Genomic DNA, 12,861 nt, shown 5'->3' on the forward strand with positions numbered 1-12,861 from the left:
AAATTGCACCTACACCCTTAGTACGCATTATGTATATTATGTAAAATAAGGTATTCATCTACGTGAAATCTGACTCGTTTATTGTCATTACTCCTCTCTTTTTTGAAATCCATTAAACATAATTGTATTTACCATAAAATACCTAATATACAACTTAACCATCTATCGATGATTAAGCTGTATATTACGAGTCTTCTTAAACTCATTACTTGATGCGGTCACGTGAAAAATTGTTTAACTCTGAAATGGATCGGATGACGTGTAGCGATTTGTTTTCTGAAATGGATTCTAATCTTTGTATGAACTTGTCATTCCAAAACTTTGGACTGAGTTTTAAGAATCGATAGCTTTGGATTGTGCCATTCCAGATTGAGCTTCCATCTGGCCAACCTTCAGGTTTAACTATTAACCCTTTTAAAAGCCGCTTGGTGACCAGCCAGTAACTCGTGATGTACGGAAGATCGATGTAAACCAAAGTGTCGGCTTCATCTAATCTCTGATTGAACGACTCTATTGACCCAAGCCCGTCGATTATCCAACTTTCGGTTTCGAGGATATTGTTATGGGCTTCTTTGAACGTTGCTGCATCGACGTGCTCACCATTTTTCTTGTAGACGATCGAATCAAGTTGATGCAATTCAATGCCTGTCTCGCGTGCCAATTGTTTGCTCAGCGTTGATTTACCGCTTCCTGGCTTGCCGAAAACTGCGACTTTCTTCATGTTACCTCCTTATTGTAGGACTGATCCCACGAGGCAGATACAGAAAACCCACCTCGATTCGGTGGGTTTTAAAAATCTAACGCGTATTGACTCCCACCATTCCTATGGAATGATGATAATTCGGTTTGCGTGGCGTTTAAGATCTCTATTCATACTTTCATCCTTATATACACATATCGCGATGTCAATTTATAAATAAGCTTTTACCTGAGCTGTTCTGCTCGGGTAAAGATCTAAGTCATTCTTCAGTATGAAATTATCGAGAATCTGACTCCTCAGTAATATGTTCTAAATCAATGAGATAAGGTGGAATGGTATAAGCTGAGCTGTTAGGAGTATCACCGAGCAACTTCCGATTTGCCACCATGCCACTTGATAGGTCTCCACTCCTAACATAAGTCCTAAGGGTCTCTATACCTTCAACAATATTAGGGTTCTGTGCACTGGTAGCGATAATGCCATTTAGCATACCTGACATCATCATCGCCTGTTCTGCTACCTGCACAACAGAATCACGGTAGCTTTGATCGGAAAGATCCTGCGGTTTACTAGGATGAACAACCTGCAGGTGCTCGTTGATTCTGTCTCTGCTTACAGAAGTGGTTGCCCCCATTAACGGAACAGTGCCTCCTTCATCATTGTGATAGTAACTTTGCTCGAAGTTCATGTTTCCTAAGCCAAAGTCCACATCAAAATGATGGCCGCCTTTTTCTTTTAAGTAAATCAAACGAGAGATGTCGGAAAAATGTTTAATGCCATCCCACTTGTCACTTCCACCTTTTTGCAAATGGTCACACGCTGCTTTAACCATTTTGAGCAATTCAGATTTAGTCAGTACACCGGGTTTAGGCTTAGGCAACGGTTTCTTTCTTAAGCGATCAAAAGTGCTTTGTATTGGGTCCGGCTCAAATAGCTCATCGATATCGCAAGTATCATAGCCGTAATCTTGAAGTACGACCCTTTGTGTCTCGCGCGTATCAATCACTTCCACTTGGATCAGCTCGCGTTTCTTAAGTTCCTCTTCTAGTGAAGATGAATGCCAAATGCAGTGTTTAAACTGGCTTCCCTCAGACTTATCGATGGAATCGGTGAGTACATGTAGCGCTTCCTGGCTCATTGCACCACCAGACCAGAAACGATGAATAGTTTGTGGAATAGATTTACTCTTACTCTTACCAATGCCAACTCCAGCGACCTTAGAAAAGATATCTAAGACAGTCTCTGTTAGCTGTTCCTCTTTCGTGACTGGGAGGATCAAGACTGGAACTTTGTCAGGAATCGAATGACTCTGCATGACATTAACCATGGTTTCACTGAGCTTATGTTGTTTGAATTGTCCCCATATATCGCCAAATGGGTGAACGGCTTTAAACTGCTTTAAAGGGGGCCATACTTCAGCGCCCTGCTCTGCTTCAGGTCGTTTCTCTAATGCTGACGCTCTTGCGGCAACAATGTCGTCCATTTCCAGTTTAAGTGCGCGTTCGTCGAGCCATTGAGTGGTCACCGCATTAAGCTGATCTTGGCTAAGTTTTTCCAAGCGATATAGAAAGTGTTGATCTGGTGCTGGTGCATCTTCTCGTTTATACGGCAGCAAGACACTTGTTAACTGGTTTGGCGATAACAGATCGTCATTCAGTTTCGAGGCTTCAGACAAGGTTGCCTGAAACGTTGAACGCCCTTCTCCCGCTATACGATATTCACGGCTTAGCTTTCCACTATTGAAGTGATAAAAATAGCCCTCTGTCGGAAACGCCAGTTTACTCTCGTTTGCTTTTATCGCTAACTTTACCGGTATAAATTCGGCGTTAATGTGTTTGGTACCTTTGGGTTTAGGTATAACGTCGAAGCAAGTCGTATGATGTTTGGCGAAGAGTTCATGGTGAAGCACCTTTTCTTCATTTTGAAAGCAATGAGCTGTCAGAACACTTTCTTTCTCTGGTGTTTCCTCCTTTCCCCATTGTGACACTGGCGCTTCAAGCTCAGTGCGCCCCAAAGACCATTGTCCAGTCTGGAGAGAGTTTAGCTCCTCGTTCGTGCAATGGATTTTTACGTTGATTTCATATTCTGGTTCAGGATCAGGCGTTTCTTGTACTGGTTGTTGAGGTTGAACGTTGGTGCCATTTTGCTCTTCTTCAATTGGGGCGTACCCTGCTCTCACGACTTTTCTATTATTCTCGTACTGCATGCTAATTAGCCTATGATGTTGTGGTTATTTATTGTTGTAATATTTCTTTTATCAGGCGGTTAACGGCCTTGCTTGATTAAATCGGGTTAAATGCCTGTACTTCTGATTTCTCGTAGTTCGTCTCTTAGCCTTAACTGATTATTGCACTTGGCAAGTTCTTTCAGGTGAGTGATCTTCGCTTGATAAACTGGCATGCGCTCAGCAGTGATCTTAGAGCAGAGTGCCCCAAGTTCTGAATTAGCCAACTTCATGAGTTCAGATCGCATTGGACCTTTGCAGAACTTCTTGATGGTGTTTTTAAGGACAACCAACTCGCCGGTCGCGATTTGTTGAGGTGAGCTTTTAGCAATAATTGCAGCTGCTTCAATTTCCATATTTGTCTCCCTGACAATAGGTTTAAAGAAGCATTATTCTCATATCAAAATGATTGAATATAAAATGAAAAAGTCTAAAAAGAAGTAATGATGTCGCCAACCCTATATATAGCCAGCGTTTATAGCCAATTTGAAGTTTATCTAAATGGCTCACTAACGCTGGCTTTGAACCGCTTTATGTGATCTTGGTTACGGTATGTAAAGCCTTGGATTGGCCGTTCCCCAAACGGTATAAAGCTCTGGGAATATCAATTCAGCATGTTCTTCCATTTCTCCGACACTGATTTGTGCATTCGCTTGTTGGCCAAACAGTGTGACTTCTTGTCCCGTAATTACACCTTTAACATCAGTAACATCTACCATCGTCGTGTTCATCGATGTTTTCCCTACAACCGGAGCACGTTGCCCATTCACTATTACATGGGCTCGGTTACCCATTTTTCTCGGGTAACCATCAGAGTACCCTACGGGTAAATTGGCCAATACACTGTCACGTTTGGTCACGTAGCTACTGTCATAGCCGACGGTAGAATTGGCAGGAACATTGTGTAAAGACGCGACTCGAGTTTTGAAACTAACAATTGAGGGATATTCCGGGTTAGTTGGCAGATCGCCATACAGTACCCCGCCGGGTCTCACCATATCCAGTTGCGCTTCAGGAACGTTCAATGCCGTATAAGAGTTTGATACATGGAGTAAAACATCATCCCTATTCAAGTTAGCGTTTTCGATCAGCCATGCTGAGCTTTGATTAAAATCGGCGAGTTTGCTTCTCACTTCGTCAGCATCATAATTTGGGAAATGCGTCATGATGCCCACGATATCGATGCCTTGGTGCTTCGCAATATCAAGTGCTTCTTGCTTACCTTTTTCGGTACTCATATCAATCCCATTTCTAGACATGCCGCCATCATTCAACGCTAAATGGACTTTGATTGTTTTGTCTGTGCTTAGAGATTTGATCTGATTCGCCTGCTCCAAGCTGCCGATAAGCTCTTCAATATCAAGATCCATGGCTTGTTCAATTTCCTGAATATCGGCAGATCGAACACGAACTAACTGGCCTTCAAACCCACTATCTCGAACAGTCCTCGCCTCAGCATTACTTGCGATTGCGATGCAAGGGACATTGAGCTCAAGAATGGTCGGCATTAAGCCGCGTATTCCATTACCATAGGCATCGGCCTTCATCACCACACAAAGCTTTGTTTGATTGCTGAGATGGGAGCGAAACTGTGCCATGTTTTGTTTGAATTGACCCAGGCTAATCTCAAGCCATGCGTTCGATTGCTGTACTTGATTCATTGCTGGCGGCGTGTCTGGCAACGCTATAGGTGCAGCCATGGAACCCATTGGAAATAGTGCAGATGCGACTGCAAGTGAAACCAGTGTTGCGCGGAAAACCATAAAACCTCCCTATTCCAGACCGTATTCGTCTGACTCACTAATCCAATTTGAATTTACCCATCGCTTGCTGGAGCGAGGCGGACAGGCGGCTGAGCTCCTGACAACCCTGTGCGGTGCTTTCAGAGCCAGCAGAAACAGATTGAGCAGACATGTTAATACTCTCAATATTTGAACTGAGCTCCTCAGCCACACTATCCTGCTGATTACACGCGCTGGCTATTTGCGTTCCCATGTCAGCTATTTCTGAGATGAAGCCACGAATCGCGGTCATAAGTTCTTGAGACTGATTACCTTGCTCGACGCACGTTTCGATTTGCTGACGCGAACGATCGGTTGTTTCTTTTGCCTGGCTGGCAATAGCCTGAAGTTTCTCGATGATTGCGGTGATTTCACTTGTGGAAGCCTGTGTACGCCCGGCGAGTGTACGAACTTCGTCTGCTACAACAGCAAAACCTCGTCCAGATTCACCCGCTCGTGCTGCCTCAATAGCGGCGTTTAGCGCGAGCAGGTTGGTTTGATCGGCAATGTCTCGGATCACATCGACAATGGTATTAACCTGGTTCGATTGTTGTTCAAGCTCGGCAACACTCTCACCCGCTTCCCCCATGATCTGTGCGACATTTTGAATAGAACCGACCATTGCTTTGGTATTACGTGCCCCTTCTTGAACTTTGCCATTCGCGTCATTGGCTTTTTCAGCAGAGACTTCTGTGGTTTGAGCTACATTTGCCACAGAGGATTTCATTTCCCCCATCGCCGTCGCAACATGGGTGACCTGTGATTGCTGATCTTGCATTTCACGCGCTGATTTGTTCGATGTATGCGTCATGTCATCGACTGCGCGCCCGAGCTCGCGAACCACTGTGACGCTCTGGTTGATCAAGTCTCTGAGGTTGCTTTGCATTCGGGTCGAAGCATCAGCCAGCTCACCTAATTCATCGTTACCGATCGCTGAGCGATCCAGTGTTCTAGACAGATCGCCCTCGGCGATTGCATTGGCTTGCTTAACAACGACAACTAAAGGACCGCATATAAGTCGGGTCAGAAACATCGTCATAATCACCATGACTGCGACGATCAAAACATTGATGATCATTGCTGAACGGCTTAAGCCATCGACTGATGATAAAATCGCTTCCCGATTACTGTTCATTGCACCTTTGAGAATGTCGACCAATATATTAATGTCAGCCTCGATGCTCTCAAACTCACCAAGTGAGTTAGCCAATATGGGGTAAGCGGTTTCTTTGTCCATGTTGGACATGGCTTGATTGAATGAGTCCATCGTCGCCAGATAACCTTGCCACTTCTTATCTAGTCGCTTGAAGGTTTGTTCTTCTTCACCAGGCCAAACGGTCTTTCCGTAGGCGCTGAGCCCTTTATTAATTTCCTGACGAATGTTCTCGTTGCTTGAAATGGTGGATTGAACTTTTGCAGGATCACTCATCGCAAAGGCGGCAAACTGAGCTCTTCGCCATAACGACATCTGGTCTCGGATGGAGTCGACTTTCTCGACAGCAGGCAGTGTATCGTCGGTGTAGTTGAGGAGTTCGGCTTTAATGTTCCTTAGTTCACTCAGCATTAAAAAGCCGAAGCCCAAATTCATTACGGCGATAACGACAAACGCTAAGGCAATTTTTTTGCCGATCGAAAGGTTCTTCACATGCATACGTTAGGTACCTTACATCTAAGTTAAGAGTGCCCTGTGTATGACATCCTTCTCTCTTCAAGGACTTTGGGGTACACGCACTCTTTATTCAGCACGAGTACAGCAAGTCACAGCCGAATACTCATACTGTTTTAATACTCAATAAAGATAGGCAAGGATAATGTGAATGGCGAGTAGTAATAGACAATGCTTATGAAAAGATAGTGATTAGAACAAATTTAGTGACGTTGTCACTAATGGTTTTGAGAAATTGAATAATGATAAAAGTAACAGATTTTCAGTATGTTATTGATGCTTCACTGTGTAACCGACTAGAGTCATTGCACCACTTCTCTGCCACAATTCATAATTTCTAACATTCCTCAATACACTTTATAAATCTCATCTACTTTCCAATATATGCATCCAATTACTTATTGATGAGAGCTATGGAAAGACGTACTTTTTTAAAGGGATTAGCGGGTGTTACTCTTGTGCCTGGGCAGCTGTTCGCTTCACCGACTGTGAATCACTCACTTTTCCCAGAGTCGATAATGCAAGCAGACTTCACGCCCTCTTCGGGCAACCTAAATCTGCTTTACGGGCAATTACCCGGTGACATCATGGGCCATGTGTTCTTTGCTGAAGGCATTCCACTCGAGCGGGATCATCTTAGCCCGAGTGGTCGTGGTGCGCTGACCCGCTTGGATTTCTCCCTTGGGCAAGTGTCGTTTATGCGCAAAATGATCGACACCCCCTCTGCTATCATGCAACAGCACATCCACTATTGGCCTGATAGATTCAAATTGCTCGGTGGTATGGCGTATTACAGCCCTTCTATGGGATTTGTGAACTACTGTAATACCGCACCCAACTACCTTGGTGATAACCGGTTCGCTTTAAGTTACGAGGGCGGCGTTCCTTATGAATTTGATGCGACAACATTAGATCTCATTACGCCCATCGGTCATTACGATGAATGGCGTAGCAGTTTACCACCATGGATGGACGCACTGACGCCGGAAAAATGGCTATTTCCTCAGGTACGGACCACTGGGCACCCATACTTTGACCTCGAATCAGACGAGTGTTTTACCATCAACTATGGTGGTAACGTTTCAAATACTGGGACCAAGAATGGATTTATCAGACTCTTGAAGTGGGATAAGAAAAGCGCCCTTCAAGGTTGGGATATCGTCGGACGAGATGGCCGACCAGCATTTATCGCTGCGACTGCGCATTCACTGGGTGTCACCCGCCATCATGTCCTGATATTTGAAACAGCGGCACAAGTTGAGCCGTTAAGAATGATTGGTATCCGTTCAGTCTACGCTCAGCAACATCGCACGCCTGTATGGGTTATACGCAAGAAAGACCTGCTCTCAAATCGTGACATTGTCACCGCCGATTACATTGAGCTTAACTTTGATACCTCGGATGTCATGTGTAATTACGATGATCATGAAAACGAAATTACGCTCTATGGGCAATATCTGGGCGCGATGGATAAATCTGAGCCGCAATATACTCGAGATAGATTGCTCTTCGGCGGAAGAGTCAGTGATTCGCTCGCAGGTTATCCTGCCGCACCGGTGGATGTCGGGGGCCTAGTTCGCGCGCGCATTCAGGTTCAATCTGATTCCGTGCGTGAAATTACGGGTGATTTTCGTTTAATTCGTGATGACCAACTTTTCTGGGATATGAATGATCCCGCTTACCGAGGTCATTTCCAATTCCCTGAACAGTTTGACCATATCTACTGGGCCGCTGTGGGTTACCGAAAAGACCATGTTGTTGAGCGTGTCGCGGATGCGTACGAGCAATACCCTAACCGCCTGTTTACTAATGACTCGTTGCCTCAAGAAGACCAACCTTCCGCGCTCGTCCATATGGACTGCCAAAAGATGGCAGTCACCGATGCTTATCAATTTCCTGCTGACTGTGTAATGCGAACGCCTCAGTTTATGTCGAGACCCGGTAGCTACGCTCAAGATGACGGTTACGTCTTTACTGCGGTAGTTCGTAAAGAGCCAACCAACACCATTGGCAACGGTAAAGAAATCTGGATTTTTGATGCGACAAACCTCTCTCAAGGCCCGCTTGCCATTTTAGGTCATTCCCAACTCAATTTTGCGACAACGAATCATGCGCTTTGGGTTCCAGAGATAGGGCCAAGACCGCTTGATGGATACCAAGCCAATGTTGGCGAGTTCTTCCGAAGTCGGGTTTCTCAACATCGACGTGCCGTTCGGGACGTTATCGAACAACAAATATTGCCACGATTTGGCTGATAGCAAATTTCAATTTCGAGCTGATGAAGCTCAATGTCACGATGCTTTTAAATAAGGAATATTTAATGAGAATAAGAACTCTCGCGCTCGGCGCTACTATAATATCGGCTGCATTAGGAACAGCCTTTGCGCTTCAAACGAGCGAGCCCGAACGCGAAATCTCCAATTATCAAGGGACCTATACCTGTCATCCTGAAGCGGTTTATGACCCACAATCCATTGAAGGCGTTCAGGCCATCGTTAAAGATGCACTGATACGCGACAAGAAAGTGATGACGGGTAATCGTAAGTTTGCCAGCCAGATCGATGCCGCCTGCGCGGGTGATGATCAAGTTCAACTCACGCTCAAGAACATGGATAAGATCGTCCATTTCGACGCCGCGAACAAACGTGTGACGGTTGAAGCGGGTATGAGGTTTAACGATTTAAATGACTTTCTTCGTGAACAAGGTTACGCGATCAACATGGTCACAGAGCTCGCCATCTTCACAGTCGGCGGTATGCTTGGCAGTGGTACACATGGTTCAACATTAGACAAACCTAGCAATATGCTTGCGGACTATGTGACAGAGCTTAAAGTCGTTGATGGTCAGGGAGACGTTCGTGTATTAAACGGCGATTTACTCAACGCTGCTCGCGTCAACTTGGGCGTGCTGGGTGTCGTCGTTGAAGTCACGCTGGCTATCGAGGAAGCGTTCAAAGTCAAAGCAGAAGTGACAGGGTATCGTGACGATTCCGGATTGGAAGATGTTGTTCTGGACATCGCTCGCAGCAACTACTCAGCCAATATCGCTTGGTTCCCGGGTCTTGGCCGCTATACCACCACCTTGTATAACCCTGTTCCATTGGAGACGCAAGGTGAAGCGTATAATGCTCAGGCGGATGTGTCTGATGCAGAAGAGTTCTTCTTCGGATTGCTGTTTAATGCCGCTCACGAATTTCCGGGTACTGGATTGCAATGTCTAGCCGCCGTTGCACGTTATAACGCCAGAGCAAAGTCTTACTTCCGCGATAGTAATACGGGCAAAAAAGTGAGTGAACCTATTGGTTACTCTGATCAAATGCAGTACTTCAAGTGTAAAGATCCCAACAAATGTATTTGGGACAGGCTTCCTATCGCACTTCAGGAAGTGGCCATTGATATTGAGCGCTTGCCTGACTGGATCCGTGACGTACGAGAGATTGTCGCGGCTCACCCAAGAACGTGTTTCCCTCTCAACGGTATTTACTTCCGATTTGGTCAAGCATCAGACAGCTATATTGGTATGAGTGCTGGTCGCGAAACCGCATTTGTCGGTATCGAGTACACATTACGTCAAGAAGGTAAAAAGGAGCCGAAGAATTACTTTGTGAATCTGGAGATAGAGCAGATGTCACTTCGTAAGTATGATGCGCGACCTCACTGGGGCAAAAACTCAGTTGCGATCTTCGAGGACATGCCTTCTCGATTCCCGATGTGGCAAGAATTCTTACAGGCGAAAGCCGAGCTCGACCCTTACAACGTGTTTACTAATCCTTTCTGGGAACGCGTGAGTGGTGATATCCCTATGGATGACTATTTAACACCGGGATGTAACGTCCGTGGGGAATGCTACTGCCAGACAGATGAGCACTGTCAGTCTGGAACACAATGTCAGGCTGGGCTGTATTTCACCGACGCTCGTATTTGTCGCTAGCTATTGTGAATTGGCCACGGGGAGAACTCCTTGTGGCCGATTCAGCATCAATACTTATTTCCCTTTACTCATCCTCTATTGATTTAAAGGAACACAAGACGATGAATCTCAAATCGATTTTGCTTGCCGTCACAGCTTCGTTTTCTCTGCTGAGTCTAACTGTGTTTGCGACTACCTTAGATGATATTCGGCCACATGTACCAAGCTCGGATAAAACTTGGGCAGAACAGTGGTTCTATAATGTTGCGGTACCGGATGTGGGTTATTTCAAAATCAGCCTCCAGAGCTATATAGCGCCTGATTTTGATGAGCCAACGCCCAAAGCGTACGTTCACCTTGCTTTTACCCCACTCAATGGAAAAACCATTAAGTACGATATCTTCCGTGATGAACTCATTATGAAAGGTTTTGATGATGCGACGCTTTTTCACTATGAAATCCCGGGAGTTGTCGTCGCTAATCAAGACTCGGTTGAAGTGACCTACAATGACTTCCACTTCTCAATGCGTTGGGATGGCGAGCATGCTCATTATTGGCGAGGATTAAATCCTGGGCAGACCCCATTTGGTATTATTCCAGAATTGCCCGGTGTCGGAGGGAAATGGTTTCTTTACACTGTAGGAACACCAATTCAATACAGCTTCTCTGATGGTGAAGTGTCTTTGTTTGGAAGCGGTTATGCTCAGGTTGATAAAGGCTGGTATGACAAAGAGTCGAGTGCAGGCATGGTTTATAGTATGGGGCTCTCCGATGATCTCTACTACATGTTCACAGGCGCTAAAATTGGTAACTCCAACATAGAGCTATGGGCTGGACGCTACATTTCAGACAACTACGACCTTATTTTCTACCCCGCCATTGGAAATCTATCAGTCAAACGTGAATATGATTCTTGTGCTGGTTACCTAAAAGTTGAAATGAACAAACTCAGGTACAAAATGGTTATGGAAGCGAAATCTGATTTAGATGATTTCTATCCTCTTGAATTTCCTTCCGTTATCATTTTCGGAGGCGAGCAAAAGTACATGAAGTCTATGAAAGCGGATGTAAAATTCTCTCTGTATGACTTTGGGCAATTGGAGGAGTCGATACACATGCCTCAAGCATTACTAGAGTTTAGTGGCCCTTTCTATTGCGATGAGTTGCCTAACGAATAGACCTTAACGCCTATCTACTTGGTTGGGCTTCGTCCAGCCAAGTTTAACCTCTCTTATCTCCTCGTTCTAGGTGCTCCTCAATATCAGGTATTGACCTGAGTTTATTCAACCCTCTTTCTTGCTAATATTTATATTAAATAAAATCACTAAATTAGAGCCTGTTAATTTAGTCAATTTTAAAGTATTGGTTTTAACTGAACGCCGTATTTAAATAATTATCCTTAAAAATCCATCTGGCTTATTAGAGCAAACGATAAAAACAGAAAAATATTTAAAGTTTCCTATAAGAAACGTTTGTGATCTATGTTTTGGTTTTTAACTAAAAATCAAATTGGTGTTTGAATTTTAATTAGAGCAAATACTTTATTGTTGTCTTTAATATTATCATTTTTGAGACATCTAAATGAGAAAATTGTATTTATGACTATATAAAGACCTATTCGTTATTTTGATAATCGTAATGCAAAACTCTAAAATGCAACTTAAGTTATTGAAAAGTAGTTGTTTGTATTTGTGTTGATGTGAAAATCACACTTTTCAACTCGCTTTTTTAAACTCTTTACTTAAATAATAAAAATCGCATTTAGATCATTAACAGAACAATACCTGTATCATTTGTGAGCAATCACGAGGAGGGTTCATAACACTTTCATACTGAATGGAGATCACATTATGTGTTGGTTGATGAGCATAAGAATTCAGCAAAATCATCTAAAAAATCTCTTTTCGGAAATCTATTTATCATGTTACTAAATAAAACACGGGGATTGATTTGGAATATAGCTTGGTTCCAAGAGGTATTTATTCTCGTTCAAGGATGACAACAAAATATCATGGAAAGTTAACTGACGTTTGAATTGTTATTAAGTAATAACTCTTTACGAGGATCTTTGTATGCACAATAACAAAACTAAAGTGTTAGGGACACTTACCCTACTCTCTTCTTTGTTTGCTGCACATGCATTTGCTGATATTCAGATACTTGGAAGTGAAAGTGAAGTTTCACAATCAATCACTGAGCACTATCAGCAATCAACTCAGTTTTACAACGGAAATTTGGCTAAAACCGATGCGCTCTACATCAATGTAGGAACCGCATCAGATGATGATATTGCGCTGGCAAAATCACATGTTGTTAAAGGTGATACGGTCGTCATCGACCTGAGACAAGTCTCAGGTGAAGATGCCAAGATTGACCTTAGCCAATCGTTAACTGGGCTTGGCAGTGATGCACCTGTTGTGGTTACTGGTATGTATCAAGGCGATAACATCATCAACTCCATTGTTGCGGACGTTCGCGATGAGAATGGTGACCCAGTGAATAACCCAGCGGCTGAGTTAGATAGTATTAACCAGTCTTTGGTTCATGCTCTTGATCGTCTTGGCTTTGGAGGTGAGTAAT

General features: G+C 44.0%; 9 protein-coding genes. 4 read left to right on the forward strand and 5 right to left on the reverse strand.

What is annotated here, in order from left to right; genetic code table 11:
* Positions 1–205: 205 nt before the first annotated feature.
* The 5 genes from IX95_RS19235 to IX95_RS19255 all read right to left on the reverse strand — a co-directional run bounded on the left by IX95_RS19235 (position 206) and on the right by IX95_RS19255 (position 6,356).
* Positions 206–721: an adenylate kinase gene (locus IX95_RS19235; protein WP_038163235.1), complete on the reverse strand. Its 516-nt coding sequence runs from the start codon at positions 719–721 to the stop codon at positions 206–208.
* A gap of 256 nt (positions 722–977) precedes the next feature.
* Positions 978–2,906: a hypothetical protein gene (locus IX95_RS26895; RefSeq protein WP_235202653.1), complete on the reverse strand. Its 1,929-nt coding sequence runs from the start codon at positions 2,904–2,906 to the stop codon at positions 978–980.
* Positions 2,907–2,992: 86 nt separating this feature from the next.
* On the reverse strand, positions 2,993–3,280 hold the full coding sequence (locus tag IX95_RS19245) for a hypothetical protein (protein ID WP_038163236.1): 288 nt from the start codon (positions 3,278–3,280) through the stop codon (positions 2,993–2,995).
* Between the two features lie 189 nt (positions 3,281–3,469).
* The gene (alr, locus tag IX95_RS19250; RefSeq protein WP_038163237.1) at positions 3,470–4,687 is read right to left on the reverse strand and encodes an alanine racemase; all 1,218 of its coding nucleotides are present in this window, start codon (positions 4,685–4,687) and stop codon (positions 3,470–3,472) included.
* Between the two features lie 37 nt (positions 4,688–4,724).
* Complete coding sequence (locus IX95_RS19255; RefSeq protein WP_006962199.1) at positions 4,725–6,356, reverse strand: methyl-accepting chemotaxis protein; 1,632 nt, start codon at positions 6,354–6,356, stop codon at positions 4,725–4,727.
* Positions 6,357–6,784: 428 nt separating this feature from the next.
* Here IX95_RS19255 and IX95_RS19260 point away from each other — a divergent pair, with 428 nt between their 5' ends.
* From IX95_RS19260 to IX95_RS19275, 4 genes are all read left to right on the forward strand, one after another.
* Positions 6,785–8,626, forward strand: coding sequence for a carotenoid oxygenase family protein (locus tag IX95_RS19260; protein WP_038163238.1), 1,842 nt, complete (start codon positions 6,785–6,787; stop codon positions 8,624–8,626).
* A 65-nt stretch (positions 8,627–8,691) separates the two neighbouring features.
* Positions 8,692–10,302, forward strand: coding sequence for a D-arabinono-1,4-lactone oxidase (locus IX95_RS19265; RefSeq protein WP_038163239.1), 1,611 nt, complete (start codon positions 8,692–8,694; stop codon positions 10,300–10,302).
* Positions 10,303–10,403: 101 nt separating this feature from the next.
* A complete protein-coding gene (locus IX95_RS19270) occupies positions 10,404–11,459 on the forward strand; it encodes a hypothetical protein (RefSeq protein ID WP_038163242.1) in 1,056 nt (351 codons plus the stop codon).
* An 894-nt stretch (positions 11,460–12,353) separates the two neighbouring features.
* A complete protein-coding gene (locus IX95_RS19275) occupies positions 12,354–12,860 on the forward strand; it encodes a hypothetical protein (RefSeq protein ID WP_006962203.1) in 507 nt (168 codons plus the stop codon).
* The last annotated feature ends 1 nt before the right edge of the window (position 12,861 follow it).

The organism is Vibrio sp. B183 (genome assembly GCF_000740665.1).
GTDB lineage: Bacteria > Pseudomonadota > Gammaproteobacteria > Enterobacterales > Vibrionaceae > Vibrio > Vibrio coralliilyticus.